8 protein-coding genes are annotated in these 15,368 nt (G+C 71.4%); 1 reads left to right on the top strand and 7 read right to left on the bottom strand.

Annotated features, from left to right (window positions below; all coding sequences use genetic code 11):
- Positions 1 to 66: 66 nt before the first annotated feature.
- From OG875_RS29810 to OG875_RS29800, 3 genes are all read right to left on the bottom strand, one after another.
- Positions 67 to 2,058, bottom strand: coding sequence for a CocE/NonD family hydrolase (locus tag OG875_RS29810; protein WP_443079225.1), 1,992 nt, complete (start codon positions 2,056 to 2,058; stop codon positions 67 to 69).
- A gap of 228 nt (positions 2,059 to 2,286) precedes the next feature.
- A complete protein-coding gene (locus tag OG875_RS29805; protein WP_330177339.1) occupies positions 2,287 to 4,440 on the bottom strand; it encodes an MMPL family transporter in 2,154 nt (717 codons plus the stop codon).
- A 161-nt stretch (positions 4,441 to 4,601) separates the two neighbouring features.
- Complete coding sequence (locus OG875_RS29800; RefSeq protein WP_330177338.1) at positions 4,602 to 5,081, bottom strand: MarR family winged helix-turn-helix transcriptional regulator; 480 nt, start codon at positions 5,079 to 5,081, stop codon at positions 4,602 to 4,604.
- 577 nt (positions 5,082 to 5,658) lie between these two features.
- Between OG875_RS29800 and OG875_RS29795 the strand changes: the two genes are divergently transcribed.
- Entirely contained in the window at positions 5,659 to 7,194 is a 1,536-nt protein-coding gene (locus OG875_RS29795; RefSeq protein ID WP_330177337.1) for a GMC family oxidoreductase, read from the top strand.
- 129 nt (positions 7,195 to 7,323) lie between these two features.
- On the opposite strand, the gene car is transcribed toward OG875_RS29795, so the two are convergent.
- From car to OG875_RS29775, 4 genes are all read right to left on the bottom strand, one after another.
- Positions 7,324 to 10,806 (bottom strand): carboxylic acid reductase, encoded by a 3,483-nt coding sequence (gene car / locus OG875_RS29790; RefSeq protein WP_443079298.1) that lies wholly within the window; start codon positions 10,804 to 10,806, stop codon positions 7,324 to 7,326.
- Between the two features lie 103 nt (positions 10,807 to 10,909).
- Positions 10,910 to 12,571 (bottom strand): carbamoyltransferase N-terminal domain-containing protein, encoded by a 1,662-nt coding sequence (locus tag OG875_RS29785; protein WP_330177335.1) that lies wholly within the window; start codon positions 12,569 to 12,571, stop codon positions 10,910 to 10,912.
- A 72-nt stretch (positions 12,572 to 12,643) separates the two neighbouring features.
- Entirely contained in the window at positions 12,644 to 13,882 is a 1,239-nt protein-coding gene (locus OG875_RS29780) for a cytochrome P450 family protein (RefSeq protein WP_330177334.1), read from the bottom strand.
- A gap of 28 nt (positions 13,883 to 13,910) precedes the next feature.
- Positions 13,911 to 15,332 (bottom strand): 3-deoxy-7-phosphoheptulonate synthase class II, encoded by a 1,422-nt coding sequence (locus tag OG875_RS29775; RefSeq protein ID WP_330177333.1) that lies wholly within the window; start codon positions 15,330 to 15,332, stop codon positions 13,911 to 13,913.
- Between the last annotated feature and the right edge of the window lie 36 nt (positions 15,333 to 15,368).

The raw sequence follows: 15,368 nt of genomic DNA, 5'->3' as shown, positions 1-15,368 counted from the left end.
TGCCGCCGCCGTTGAACGGGGACGGCACGCTGCTCGGTGGGCACACGGTCGCGGACGACCCGACGGTCAGTGGCGCCCGGTGGAGGGGAGCGTGAACGACGGGGGGCCGGCCGGCAGGTCCACCGTGTACTGGCCCAGGTAGGTGTCCAGGAACGGTGAACGGGCCCCGGGGGTGGGGCGGTCGTCGGCCGGGCCGTCCAGGGCCAGGTCGAGCCGCGCGTTCTTGACCTCGATCGTCTCGCCGGAGGGCGTGTCACGCCACGAACCGGTCTGGATGGAGCCGATTTCCACCGCCAGGACGTGCCCGGGGGCCAGGGTCCAGTCGGTCGCCTTCAGGTCGACCCTCAGCCTGCCGGAGTCCAGCAGGGAGACCTGCTCGTCGAACATGACGGCGGTGCCGTCCGGGGCCACGTCGTACAGCTTGACCATGACGTTGCCCGCGCCCTTCGCGGTCAGGGAGACCTGCGGGGTGCCGGTGACCCGCACGGCCCGCTCGACCGGCTTGGACCACACGAAGAAGCTGGACGTGATCTCGCCGGCCTTCTGGCGCTTCGCCTGCGCCTTCGCCAAGCCCTTCGGCGCGGCCGGGTCGAGGGCCGGAGCGTTCTCCATGTCCCACTCGCCGGAGGGCTGTTCGCCGGGCCCCGGCGCCGCCTCGCCGGACGGAGCCAAGCCCTCGCGGGCGGAGGCGCCACCGTCGTCGACGTACGAGCCGTCGCCGAGCGGGAGGGTGACGGGCCGTTCCACGACGGGCCACGTCTTCTGGGCGCGCCAGGTGCCGGTGGAGTCCTGGACCGAGTAGGCCGGGTAGTCGACCTTCGGTTTGACGCCCTTGAGGTACTGGTCGTAGAAGGAGAGGGTCTCCTCGTACCAGCCCTCGCGTCCCATCGCCAGGCGCCCGTCGCTGGTGCGGTCGCCGCCGCGCACGTGGTCCCACTGGCCGAGCCATCCGCGCTCGGGGCCCGTGTGATTGCCGAGGTACTCCTGCATCTCCTCGGGCTTGGTGTTGTTCTCGATGAAGCCCTGGGTGACGAACAGCGGGGTGTCGGTGCGCTTGGCCATCCTGGCCAGGTCACGGGAGGTCCAGTGCGTGTCCCGCTGGTCGGCTATTCGGTATCCGGCCGAGTTCTCCGTGAGGCACTCCGGGTGGGTCTCCTCCCACCGGGAGTTGGCCAGGTAGCGCGGGTCGTCGTCCGCCATCTGGTCAACAGTGGCGATGGAGTTGTAGGCGTTGGCGGTGCCGGTGACGTTCGGGCGGGGCACACCGTTGGAGTAGATGTACTGGTACATGTCCCACACGGGTTCCTGGGCGACGACGGCCTTGAGCGCCCGCTGGTCCAGGTTGTTGCCGATGAGGCCGGTGACGGCGTCGTACGACTTGCCGTACATACCGACCGCCCCCGTGGACCACGGCTGGCCGGCCGCCCAGTCGACGGCGGCCCTGACGTCGGCCTGCTCGCCGGGTCCACCCCAGTCGAGGCAGCCGGTGGAGCCGCCGAAGCCGCGCAGGTCCACCATGACGAAGGCGTATCCCTCGTCGAACAGGTCGGTGCCCTCGATGAAGTCCTGGAAGCGGTTCGAGGGACCGGTGTGTGTCCAGTTCTCGGGGCCGGTCTGCCCCGAGTGGCCGAAGTAGGGGCCGATCGACAGGATGACGGGCACGCGCTTCCGCTTCTTCCTGGCCAGGGCCTCGGGGAGCAGGACGTCGGCGTGCAGTTCGGTGCCGGAGCCGTCGGAGGACGGGAAGTAGCTCTGCGTCCAGACCGAGCCCTCGGGGACACGGTCGTTCTCCGCGTGCGTGACGGGGTCGGTCGCGGTGGCGACCGCACCCGCCCGGTCCTCCGCCGCGGCCACGGGGCCGGTGAACGTGCCGGTCAACGCGAGAGCTGCGACGAGTGATGAGGCGGCCCAGGTGGTCACGCGATGTCTGTTCACAGGCGTCTCCCAGAGTTGTGGGTGGGGAGCGGTGCGGGTGCGACGGTCGGGCGGTGGCCCTGACCTGCGGTGGAGGGACGATCGCAACTCCCGCGCGTGCGCGGGGAGTTGCGTCATGGACATGGCCGAAACCGACGGCGAGGCAGCCTACGATCATCGGCAAATCACGTCAACGGGGCGGCGCGTGAGGTGTGGGCGAGGGCAGCCCGGATCAACGCCGTGGCACAGTCGACCGACGCCCGCCCGCGCGTCTTCCCGTGCGCGGGAAGACGCTTCCCGTACCGGCCCGCGCCCTGCGGCCCCGTGCGCCGGATCGTCCCGACCAGGATGACGTGCCGTCGGGCTGCCGGGTCAGTGGTGTGCCTGGGCAGGTGCCGCGGCGTCCTGGGGCTTTCCCGGCCGACCGTGCGGTCCCCGGCTGAGCGCTCCCGGCCACCAGGCGGTGGGGCCGATGTCCCGGACCAGCGCGGGGACGAGCAGTGAGCGGACGACCAGGGTGTCGAGCAGGACGCCGAAGGCGACGATGAACGCGATCTGGAGGAGGAAGGCCAGCGGGATGACTCCCAGGGCGGCGAAAGTGGCGGCGAGTACGACACCGGCCGAGGTGATGACACCGCCGGTGGCGGTCAGTCCGCGCAGAACGCCCCGCCGGGTGCCGTGCAGCAGCGACTCCTCGCGGACGCGCGACATGAGGAAGATGTTGTAGTCGACGCCGAGGGCCACGAGGAAGACGAAACCGTACAGCGGGACGGACGGGTCGGTGCCGGTGAAACCGAGCAGATGCCGGAAGACCAGCGCGGAGACGCCGAGCGTGGCGAGGAAGTTGAGGGCGACCGTGGCGACGAGGAGCACGGGCATCAGCAGTGAGCGGAGCAGCCCGACGAGAATCACGAGGATGATCGCGAGGACCACGGGCACGATGAGCAGCCGGTCCTCCTCGGCCGTCCGGCGGGTGTCGTACTGCTGGGCGGTGTAGCCGCCGACGAGCGCGTCCGCGTCCGGTACGGCGTGCACCGCGTCGCGCAGCCGGGCCACCGTGTTCTTGGCCGCGTCGCTGTCGGCGGCGCCGTCGAGCGTGGCGTCGATCCTGACCCGGCCGTCGACGACGAGCGGTGTTCCGCCGGGGCGGCCGGACTCCGCCACGGGGGCGGCGTCCGCGACGCCCCCGGTGCGTTCGACGGCCCTGAGGACCGGCCGGAGCGCGTCGGCGTCGGCGATCACCACGGCCGGGTTGCCCGAGCCGCCGGGGAAGTGCTCGCCGAGTGTGCGCTGGGCGGCCACCGAGGGGGCGTCGTTGACGAATATCTCGTCCAGGGGCACGCCTTTCGCGGTGAGCGTCGGGGCGAACGCGGCGCAGGCGATCAGCGCGGCGAGGGTTCCCGCCCACACGGCGCGCGGGGCGCGGTCGACCAGGGCGGCGACCCGTGTCCAGATGCCGTGACCGCCGTAGCCGCCGGGCTCGTTCGGGTCGTCGGCCGCGCGAGGGGGTTTCGCGGGCCAGTACGCGGCGCGGCCGAGCAGGAGCAGGACGGCGGGCAGGAAGCTCAGGGTGCTCAGTACGGCGCAGACGATGCCGATCGCGCCGACGGGGCCCAGCGCGCGGTTGTTGGTGAGGTCGCTCAGCAGCAGGGCGAGCAGGCCGAGGGCGACCGTGGCGGCGCTCGCCGTGATGGGGCCGGCCGACCGGCGCAGGGCGGAGCGCATGGCGGTGATCCGGTGCGGTCGCAGAGCCAGTTCTTCACGGAAGCGGGCGGTGAGCAGGAGGGCGTAGTCGGTGGCGGCACCGATGACGAGGATGGAGAGGATGCCCTGTACCTGGCCGTCGACGCGTACGACGTCGTGGTCGGCCAGCTCGTACACGACGGCGCAGGCCAGTCCCAGGGCGAGGACGGCGCCGGCAATGATGATCAGCGGGAGGAGCAGGCTGCGGTACACGAGCAGCAGGATGACCAGGACGGTGAGGAGCGCGACGCCGAGCAGCAGGCCGTCGATTCCGGCGAACGCGTCGGAGAGGTCGGCCTGGCTGGCGGCGGGACCGGCCAGTTGGGCGGTGGTGCCCGGTACGGCCGCCGCGGCGTCTTCGATCCGTGCGAGGGCGTCGGGCAGTGTGTCGCCGAGGTCGGGGCGCAGTTGGACGACCCCTTGGAGGGCTTCGCCGTCCTTGGACGGCAGGGCCGGGGAGACGCCGGCGACACCCGGATCACCGGTGAGGGAGGTGAGGGCGCGGGTCGCGGCGTCACGCCGGTCGTCGCCGAGAGGGGTACCGGCCCCGCCGTCGGCCGTCCAGACGACGATCGCGGGGAGTGTCTCGTCCTGGTCGAACGCCCGCTGTGCGTCGATGACTTGGGTGGACTCGGCGTTCGTCGGGAGAAAGGCCGCCTGATCGTTCGTGGCGACCTCGCCGAGCTTCCCGGCGTACGGGCCGAGTGTGGCACCGATGCCGAGCCAGGCGATCAGGAGGAGGACGGGGACCAGCCATCGGGCGGCGCGAAGGGTGGTGGGCATGTCTCTCCCGGAGCGAGGGTACGGACTCGAAGGCACGGATGGCGGGTAACCAACTCAACGAACAACAATCTCAATGATTGAATTACCCTAACCGACGCGTACCCCGGCACCGGCCGACGGTGTGTTTCGCCGCGGTGCGATCGTGGCACCGCGCGCGGTAGTCAGCGGCGGGGCGGGCGCAGCTCGGTCAGTTCCTCGTTCACCGAGGCGAGAAAGCGCAGGACCACGGCCAGTTCAGGGTCGCTGAAACCGGCCCGCGCGCGTTCCGTGGCCTCGGCCAGGGGCAGGAAGTAGCTCCGGGCGGCCGATCGCGCCCCCGCCAGATAGTGCAGATGAACCACCCGCCGGTCGGCGCTCTCCCGGACCCTGCGGATGTGCCCGGCCCGTTCCAGCCGGTCCAGACACGCCGTCACGGCGCCCGATGTCAGACCGAGATGGTCGCGGAGCCGACCGGGAGTGAGTGGCGTCTCCGCGTCCAGGATGGCGGCCAGCGCCTGAACATCCGTCGCGTGCAGACTCTGGTCGTCGGCGAACCCGTGGACCATCCGATTGATCTCACCGTTCATCCGGCGCAGTTCCACCGCGAAGGCCCGCAGGTCCGCAGCGCCGGACGTCGGCGGGCCGTCTTCAGCACTGGTCACGCGGTCAGCCTATCGACACCTCCGGACCCCGGCGGCTCAGCGGCCCGCACGGGAGCATCCGCCGCCTCCGGCCGGGCAGTCCGGTACTCGCCGAGGAAGCCGGGGCCCTTCCGGACTCGCCGGAGAAGTGCGTCCGCCCCGGGTGACCCTCGTCAGGCGCCTTTCGTCCGGGCCGTGGGCGGCGGCGTCCACGGAGGTGCCGGCCTCACCACCGTCGGGGCGGCTTCGTACGAACTTTTGGGGACAGCGCACATGTCCGTGTTCCGCTGACGCAAGGTCAGTGCCGATGGCAGGCTGGTGTCATGGCACTGGACCGCGCGGCGCGGCGGCAGGCGCGGGACGCCGCGAAGGAGCGGCCCGGCGAGCGGTACGACGGCGGTGACGTGCGGCCGCCCCCGCTCAACGAACTCCTGGACGTGCGCCGCGGACGTCGCGACGCCGATGGCGCCCCCGGGGCCGGTGGTCCGCTGACGCCGCCGCCGGTCGGATCAGCGGCCGGAACCCGCGGTGCAGGCGTACGGTGCGGGCGGGTCCGCCGGTCACCGGGGGCGCCGGGCAGTCCGTGACGAAACTCCGGATGAAAAGGACGGCTGTGGAGCAGATCTTCGACTACGTCATCGTCGGCGGCGGAACGGCCGGCGCAGTGCTGGCCGCCCGGCTGTCGGAGGACTCCGAGGTCCGGGTGGCCCTTCTGGAGGCGGGAGCCAGAGGTGGCCCCGCGATCATGTCGGACGGGAACCCCGAGGCGGCGGTCGGTCTCTGGGGATCGTCGGTGGACTGGAACTACACGACGACACCTCAGCCGGGTACCGACAACGCCGTCCATACCTGGCCCAGAGGGCGGGTGTTGGGCGGTTCCAGCAGTATCAACGGCATGACGCACCTGCGCGGCCGCGCCTCCAGCTACGACGCCTGGGAGAAGCAGGGCGCCGCCGGCTGGAACTACGAGGAGATGCTGCCGTTCCTCATGCGCAGCGAGCAGGCCAGGGGCAGGGATCCGCGTTTCCGGGGACAAGCGGGTCCCATGATCATCGAGGAGCCGCCCGCCGCCACTCCTCTCGCGCGGGACCTGCACGACGCGGCGGTCGACGCGGGCTTCCCGCGCTGCGAGGACGGGAACGCCCCGGAGGCCGAAGGGGTGTTCTGGTGCGAAAGGAATGTGGCCGGGGGCCGCAGGCAGAGCGCCGCGGACGCGTATCTGTTCCCGGTGCTCTCACGGCCCAATCTCACCGTCGTCACCGACGCGCAGGTGCACCGTCTCCTCATCGACAACGGCCGGTGCAGAGGTGCCGAATACGTTCGGAACGGAAAGTCACGCACCGTCCACGCCGAGCGGGAAGTCGTGCTGAGCGCGGGCGCCGTCGGCTCTCCGCAGATTCTCCTGCTCTCCGGCATCGGCCCCGCCGACCAGCTGCGACAGCTGGGGATCCCGGTGCGTGCCGATCTCCCCGGTGTGGGCGCCAACCTGCACGACCATCCGCTGGCCTGGGTCTCCTACGGGGTGAAGAAGTCCCCGGTGCTCGGCCCCTCGCGGCAGGCGATGCTCCTCGCACGCACCGACCCGGGCAGGGACCCCGACATCCTGATGAGCTTCACTCCCGTGGCGCTGGAGCCACGATGGGCGGGTGCCCAGGAGGGCTTCTCGATCCTCTTCGGCCTCGGGACCCCCACCAGCCGGGGCAGCGTGCGCCTGCGCAGCGCGGACCCCACCTCGTACCCGCTCATCGACCCCGCCTATCTGACCGAGAGCGACGACGTGGCCCGTATGGTCGCCGCCTTGCGCACGGCACGGCGCATCGCGCGGGCCGACGCCCTGTCGGCCTGGCGGGCCGACGAGATCCTCCCCGGCCGGGACGTGGTCACCGACGACGAGTGCGGTGCGTTCCTCCGCCGTACCGTCGGCACCTACTTCCACCCGGTCGGCACCTGCCGCATCGGCACGGACGAGGAGGCGGTGGTCGACACGGCCCTGCGCGTCCACGGTGTCGAGGGCCTGAGGATCGCCGACGCCTCCGTGATGCCCTCGGTCGTCTCGGCCAACACCAACGCGGCCGTGCTGGGCATCGCCGAACGCGCGGCGCACCTGGTCTCCGCTCCGCCGACGAACACCTAGGCCGGGATCGCCCGGCAGCAGAGGGGCCCGTGTCGCGCGGACCCGGCCGGACGAAGCGCGCCGGTGCCGCCGGCCTCCGCCCCGCCGACGAAGGAGTACGGCGGGGCGGAGAGCGGCGTGGTCGCCCGGTCAGGAGGTCATCAGGCGCCGCAGGTCCGTCACGTACTTGCGGATGAGGGTTCGGGACACGTGCGGCACCTCCCGGTCCGGTCCGATGCCGTCCTCCCGGACGGCCTCCTGGAAGCGATCCGACGGGACGTCCGAGCCGGGCACGGCCGGTCCCGGTTCCTGGAAGCCTTCCAGCAGGGGAAGGACGGAGTAGCGGCGTTGCGCCCCCGGCAGGTTGCGCAGGGCGGCTTCGACGCGGACGAGCCAGTCGCCGTAGTCCCCGATCCGTTCGACACCGTGGCCGTCCTCGATGAGCCAGTCCACGAACGTGTCGAGCGAGATGCCGTCGTCGTGCGGGTTCACCAGGCTGAAGGTCCGGTGACCGGAGGTGCTCCGTCCCAGCGTGACGACCGATGCCGCGGTGAAGTCGACGGGCAGGCCGTCGTAGTGCGCCCGTGACCCCTCGTCGCCGCCGGTCCGGTAGAAGGAGTCCGGAGCCACGCCCGTCGCGAGGAGGGTGAACAGCAGCCGGCTGAACATGTCGTGCGCGTTCAGCTGCCCGGTGTACCGGCGGTGCGCGAGGATCATGGTGGAGCGGAACACCGTCACGGGCAGCTCGCACAGGTCGTGCGCCTCCCGCAGCAGCACTTCCCCCGCCCACTTGCTCGTCGTGTACCCGCCGGCGTACCCGTCGTCGACAGGCCGGTCCGGCAGCGCGGCGCGCACGTCGGTGTCCTCGTCGAGGGGCCGGCCCCTCCGGGCTGTGGACACGGCCACGCTGGAGAGGTACGTGAACGGCTTGAGCCGCTTCGTCAGGGACAGCCGGACGAGCTCCGCGGTTCCGAGGACGTTGGCGTCGAACAGGTGGCGGTAGGGCAGCACATGGTTCACCAGGGCGCCCGCGTGGACGATCAGGTCCACCTCACCGGTCAGCCGTTCCCACGTCTCCTCGTCCAGGCCCAGTCTCGGCTCGGCGATGTCTCCGGCCAGCACTTCCAGGTGCTTCGCGGCCAACTCCTCGTAGGCGCGTGTCAGTTCGGCGTCGTCGCTGCCGAAGGCGTCGGCCAGTCGCCGTCCGGCGGCTTCCGGGTCCTCGCCACGGACCACGACGATCAGCCTGCCGTCGGCCGGGGCCAGCCGGCGGAGCCATTCGAGGGTGAGGAAGCGCCCCAGGTACCCGCTCGCGCCGGTCAGCAGAACGCGGCGCGGTTCCCCGGCGGGGCGCGGCAGGTGGCGGGTGCCGTCGAGCGTCGCCGCGTCGATGAACCGGCCCAGGACGAGGTCCTTGGCGTGCGTCTCGGTGGCGTCCTCGCCGTGCACCGACGCGAAGGTGGGCCGCGTCACGGTGGCCGTGCGCTTGGACTCGACGTAGGCGGCCAGCTGCCGCAGGTCGTGCGCGGGGCTGATGACGACGTCGACCGGCACCCGGACACCGAAGGTGTCGTGCAACAGGTTCGACAGTGACACCGCGGACAGCGAGTCGCCGCCGAGGTCCCGGAAACGCGCGGAGGGACTCACCTCCGTCGTCGAGCCCGCCAGCAGCGCCCGCGCGGCCAGCTGGACCGTCTCCAGCACCGGCCGGTCGCCGCCCGTGCGGCGCAGTTCGAGCAACTCCCGTGTCTCGCGGGCCGACATCTCGGCGTACAGCTGCTCCAGTCGCTCGCCGTAACGCTCCACGAGCTTGGGCCACAGCAGCTTTCCCTGGTCCGAGAGCAGACCGCCGGCCTGGCTGAACGGCTCGGTCTCGACCAGCAGACCCCGGGGGATCTCGTACGCCTGAAGGCCGGTGTCCTCGGCGATCCGCCGGAGCGATTCGCTCAGCAGGTCCTGGAGTCCGTCCCGGTCGTCCCCGTACCGCCGCAGGGCGTCCGGGGTGGGCACGACCACGGCGAGCAGATGGGAGCGCTCGCTGTTGCCGTAGAGGAAGATCTGCCGCACCGACGGGCAGGCGGCGAAGATCGATTCCAGCTTGGCGACGGACACGAACTCGCCCTGGGACAGCTTCAATACACTCGTGCGGCGGTCCAGTACGGCGATACGGCGTGGACCGAGCTCCGCGACGATGTCGCCGGTCCGGTAGTAGCCGTCGCCGTCGAAGAGTTCCGCCGTCAGCTCGGGCCGCTTGTAGTAGCCGGGGATGCCGTCGGCCTTCACCAGGAGCTCGCCGCGCGGGTGGGGGGCGTCGGTGCGGAAGTAGCCCAGCTCGGGCGCGTCGGCCAGCTTGTAGTCGATCACCGGCGGGCTCTGCAGCATGCCGTCGGCGGCGATGCCCATGACCTCCGTGGAGCCGTACCCGTTGTGCAGCGGAATGCCGAGAAGGGCCTCGGTGAACTCGGTCAGCGCGGCGGACAGCGGCGCGGAGCCGGTGCCGGCCACGCCGACGCGCCCTCCGAGGACGTCCTCGCGGAGCCGGCTGAGCACCTCGGTCGCGGCCCGCTCCGGGTCGCCGCCCGCGGAGGTCCGCCGGTCCAGCTCGCCCCGGTAGAGCTGGTGGAGCATCTCGCACACCCGGGGCACGAGGAACAGCTCGGTGGGCCGTACGAGAGCGAGGTCCTCGAGGAACGTCGACAGGTCGCTGCCGGCGGTGAAGCAGCTGGAGGCTCCGCGGGCCAGTGCGTTCATCAGCAGGAAATGGCCGGCGACATGGCTCAGCGGCATGTAGTTGATGGCGACCGCGTCCGTGGCGGCCCCCTTCGACCGGTCCTCCCACATCACCCTGGCGAGCCGCTCGGTGTATATGGCGCCCTTCGGTGTTCCGGTACTCCCCGAGGTGTAGACGAGCATCGCGAGGGGATCCTCGTCGTCGCCCGGGATGTACAGCGGTGCCTCGGGCAGGCCGGCGCCGCGGTCGAGGACCGCCGACAGGGCGACGACCTCCACGTCCCGTCCGGCCTCGGCCAGGCTCTCGCGGGCGGCGGCGAACCGCTCCGCCTGGTCCTCGGCGCGCGGATGGTAGTCGAACACGACCAGCCGCCGGACCGAAGGGGTGCGCAGGGACAGCTCGGCCGCGGCGTCCAGTCGCTCGATGCTCGCGGCGACGAGGACCGGCTCGGTCTCCGCCAGGATGGACGTCAGATTGTCGATCGGCGCACTGATCTGCAACGGCACGTTGACGGCGCCCAGACAGGCGCACGCCAGGTCCAGCGTCGCGTAGTCCCGGCTCGTGAAGCCGAGCAGGGCCACCCGGTCGCCCGCGACGAGAGGGCGCCGCGGGTGGTGGTGCCATTCGCTCGCCACCGCGCGGGTACGGCTCCACAACTGCCGGTAGCTGGTGGTCTCGTAGCGCGGCAGCAGACGCGCCGACACGCGCCCGGTCCGGGCGTCCCGCACGAACTCCCTCGCCCGCTCACCGACGGCGGGCCGGTCCTGGTGGCGCTCAAAGGCATGTGCCATGACTTGCGCGAGTCGCACGGTGATCTCCGCGTCGTATCGGTGGCGGACGTGTCCGGAAGAAGGGCGGCCTGCGACGGCCCCTCGCCGGGCGTCGGCGGGCCGTCTCTCCAGGGCACGACATTCTACAAATGCCTTGTGGTCGACGGGAGTTGCGGCACCCGGCGATCCGGGCGCCGCTCCCCCGCCGGCCGCCGCACGGACCGGCGGGTGAACGTCACTCCACGCGGGGGTTCGTGTAGAGCGTCCCCTCGGACCACAGGTAACGGGTCCCGCCCCAGCGGGCCGCCGACTCGACGTCGGGGAAGAAACCCCGTCCTTCGAGGTTCGCGCTCGTGTTGCACAGCACGGGTACGCCGCTGATCTCCGCGTAGGCGGTGAGGATACGCGCGGTGTCGGTGTCCTGGGTCGACGCGATGGTCTGGAGCCGCGCGGTGCCGTCCAGGTGGACGACCGCCGGGACGCGCTCGGCCCAGCCCTCGCGCATACGGTGCTCGAAGATCATGTAGGGGTCGGGAGTGCCGGGGGCGAAGACCTCCGGCGCGCGGTCCTCCAGGCAGATGGGCGCGACGGGCCGGTACGCGGCCCGGTTCTTGATGTCGTTGAGCCGGTCCTTCATCCGCGCGTCGGTCGCGGGCGCCAGGATGCTCCGGTTGCCCAGCGCGCGCGGGCCCAGCTCCGCCCGGCCGGAGAGGACGACCACCGGTTCGCCCTCGGTGTGCAGCAGGGCGGCCAGCCGCCGTTCGTCGCAGGGCTCGGCCCGCCACCCGTCCGGAAGGGTGCCGGTGGTGATCCGGGGTCCGCTGTAGACGTCCCACTCCAGCGCCGTCCGGCCGCGCCGGAACATCTCGCAGGCCGCGGTTCCGATCGCCGCCCCCGCGTCGTTGGGGAAGGGCGGGACGAAGACCTCCTGAAAGACCCCGGCGGCCCGGATCCCGGTGTTCCACTTGATGTTGAGGGCGCAGCCGCCGCCGAGCACCAGGTTGTGGCCGCCGTCCGGGGAGTGGCCGCGCACCGCCGTGGTGAGCCGCGCGAGCAGGTGGTGGCCGATGTAGGCCTGGTAGGTGGCGATGAGGTCCGCGTTGGACAGACCCGGCATCAGCTCGTCCCTGTTCGCGGCGACCTTGTCGCCCAGCACGCCCACCTTGTCGAAGGAGATGTCGCGGAACTCGGCCATGAGGTCGTCGAGGACGGCGAACGCACCGGTCTCGACCCGGCCTTTGGCCGCGTACGCCATGGCCTTCCCCGCGACGGAGAGGTGCTGGCGGATGTAGGTGTCCGACGTGACGTCGTCGGTCTTGAGCAGGTACGGCTCGAACCGCGAGCAGAACGCCGCGAAGCTGCCTCCGAGGATGGGCAACAGGGCCTCGACGAACGTCACTTCACGGGTGGCGGCCCGCACGTGGTAGAGGCGCGGCGTGATGAGGCCGTCCCAGACCACGACGAACGCGTCCTCGCCCCTGGCGGCGAACGGGCTCGAACAGTACGTGCCGATGAGGTGGTTGGCGACGTGGGTGTAGCCGGAGTAGCTGTCGAAACCATGGCCGCTGAAGGTGTGACGTTGCAGCGGCCCGTCGTCGCCGGGGCTCTCCAGGTACGGTGCGACCCGGAGCTGTACCGGCAGGCCACCGGCGTTCACCTTGACGGCGGTGTCGCCCGCGGCGTCTTTCGTGTACCAGCCGTCGACCACGAACTGATCGACGTCGGCGGGCGACAGCCCCTCCATGGCGAGGATCTCCGTCACGCGCTCCAGGTCTCCGAGAGAGCTGTAGCGTTCGCCGTTGTTCAGCTTCTCGATCTCGTAGCTGAAGAGAAGACGGCCGTCTTCGATGACGGCGACCCCGCCGTCGTGCGATGCCTTGATCCCGCAAATGAGCATGTGGTCAGCCACACCTTTCTCGCCGCACAGCGGCCTGGAATCCGGCGGTCGATCAATGTCGTTCAGGCGCCGCTAGCGGCGGTTCAGCCGTACCGGCAGTGCGTGGAGTCCGCGAATGATCGTGCTGTTGCGCCACCTCAGTTCCTCGGGGCGGGCCGCGAGCGTCATCCCGGGGAACGCGTCGAGCAGGGCGTCGAACGCCACCCGCAGCTCCACCCTGGCCAGCGGCGCCCCGAGGCAGTGGTGGATGCCGTGTCCGAAGGCCAGCTGGCCGCCGTCGGTGGGCCTGCGGACGTCCAGCGCGTGCGGATCGTCGAAGCGCCGCGGGTCCCGGTTGGCGGAGGCGATCGCCAGCAGGACGAAGTCGCCGGCCCGGATCTCGACGCCGTCGACGGTCAGGGACTCGGTCGCACACCGGAAGGAGGCGTGCTTCAGCGGGCTCTCCAGCCTCAGGAACTCCTCGACCGCGCCGGGGAGCAGGGAACGGTCCTCGCGCAGTGCCTCCCACTGGTCCGGGTTCCGCATCAGGTGGAGCGTGCCGTTGCCCAGGGCGTTGAGGGTGGTCTCGAAACCGGCGATGAACAGCAGGTAGGCCGTCGAGACCAGTTCGAGTTCGGTGAGCCGGTGGTCGACGTCGTGTGCCGAGACCAGGGCGGAGAGGATGTCGTCGGTGGGTACGCGGCGTTTGCGCTCGATGAGTTCGCGGAGGTACGCGACCACCTCGGTCGTGGCGGCGGCAGCCGCTTCGGGGGAGTCGCCGGAGACGAGTTCCCCGGACCAGGACTTGAAGTTCTCCTGCTCCTCGACCGGCACACCCAGCAGCAGACAGATCACCCGGATCGGCAGCGGAAACGCGAAGGTGTCCAGCAGGTCCACCGTGTCGTCGTCCGGGAGGGCGTCGATCAGTCCGCCGGTGATCCGCTCGATCGCCGGCCGGAGGGCTTCGACGGCGCGGCTCGTGAAAGCCTTGCTGACGAGCTTGCGCATCCGGGTGTGGTCCGGCGGGTCGGCGTTCAGCATGTGGCTGGCGATGGCCGTGGAGAAACCGGCACGCCTGTTGCTGTCCGGCACGTTCTGCGCGAACAGCCTGTCCATCCTGGTCAGATCGGTGCTCAACCGGGGGTCCGCCAGTGCGGAGCGCACCGCCGCGTACCCGGTGATGAGCCAGACCGGCAGTCCGCCGACCGTGGGGACTCCGGGGGGCATCCGCACCCGGTGCGCCGAGCCTTCGGCGCTGAGCTTCGCGTACACCGAGTAGGGGTCCTGCACGAACGCGTCGTCCAGTTCCAGCAGGGTGGAGTCCTGATCCATGGGCGCATCCTCGAAGATGTTGACGGTTTCACGCGCCGGACGACGCGGGCGAATCGTGGTGACGTGCGCCCCGGACGGCGGCCTTCACCGCTGCGTCCGGCGCCACGGCGGCGGTTGCTCCCGGGTCGAACATCTCGGCGACCAGGAAGGCCAGGTCGAGTGCCTGGCCCGGGTTGAGGCGCGGGTCGCACGCCGACTCGTATCGGCGGTGCAGATCGTCGAAGCCCAGGCCGGCGCCGCCGCCGACGCACTCGGTCACGTCCTCGCCGGTCAGCTCCACGTGCAGTCCGCCGGGGTGGGTGCCGAGCGCCCGGTGCACCTCGAAGAAGCCGGCGGCCTCGGCGAGGATGTCGTCGAACCGCCGGGTCTTGTGCCCGCAGGGCGCCTCGAAGGTGTTGCCGTGCATCGGGTCGCACACCCAGACCACCGGCGCGCCGGAGGCCGTGACCTTCTCCACGAGGTCCGGCAGCAGGTCCCGCACACGGTCCGCCCCCATGCGCACGATGAACGTCAGCCGGCCCGGCCGCCGGCCGGGGTCGAGGCGGTCGGTCAGGGCCAGTGCCTGCTCGGGCGTGGCGGCGGGGCCCAGCTTCACCGCGATCGGGTTGTCGATGGTCGCGAAGTAGGCGACGTGGGCGCCGTCGAGCTGTCTGGTGCGGTCGCCGATCCACAGCAGGTGGCCGCTGCCCGCGTACCGTCGGCCGGTAAGCGGGTCGTGGCGGGTCAGCGCGGCCTCGTAGTCGAGCAGCAGTCCCTCGTGGCCGGCGAACAACTCCGTGGTGCGCGCCGGATCGCCGCCGGACGCGTCTTCGCGCGACAGTGCCCGGCCGATCCGGCCGGCGAGCGCGCCGTAGCGTTCACCGGCGGGCGAGCGCGAGACGAAGTCCTGGTTCTCCTTGTGCGGTTGACGCGGGTCGGTGCCGTTGCGGGCGAGGTCGCGCATGATGTCCAGGGTGCGGCGCGAGGCGTCGTACATCCGAAGCAGCCGGGCCGGGTCCGGTCGTCGTTCGGCCGGGCTGAAGCCGATGCCGTTCACCGCGTCGCCCCGGTAGACGGGCAGCGTGCGCCCGTCGACGGTCTCGGTCGGCCGGGATCGGGGTTTCGCGTACTGCCCGGCCATCCGGCCCACCGTGACCACCGGCACCGCCGACGCGTACGCCAGGATCACGGCCATCCGCTCCAGGAGGCGCAGTTTGCCGTGGATCGCCGGTGTCGTGAGGCGGTCGAAACGTTCGGCGCAGTCGCCGCCCTGCAACAGGAACGCCTTGCCCTCCGCCGCGCGGGCGAGTCGTGCGGTGAGCGTGTCGCACTCCCGCGGCGTGACCAACGGGAGCAGGGCCGCCAGGCGGTCCGCCACGTCGCCGAGCTCGGCCGGGCTGGGCCACTCCGGCCGCTGGTGGGCGACGAGTGTCCGCCAGTGCGCGGCGGCTTCGCCGGTGGGGGTCAACATGCTCTCCGTCCGCTTCTCGTGGCTGGGCGGCGCGGG

The sequence above is a fragment of the Streptomyces sp. NBC_01498 genome (genome assembly GCF_036327775.1).
Taxonomy (GTDB): Bacteria; Actinomycetota; Actinomycetes; order Streptomycetales; family Streptomycetaceae; genus Streptomyces.
The sequence above is the reverse complement of the archived record's forward strand: the minus strand, read 5'-3'. Positions and strand labels throughout refer to the sequence as shown.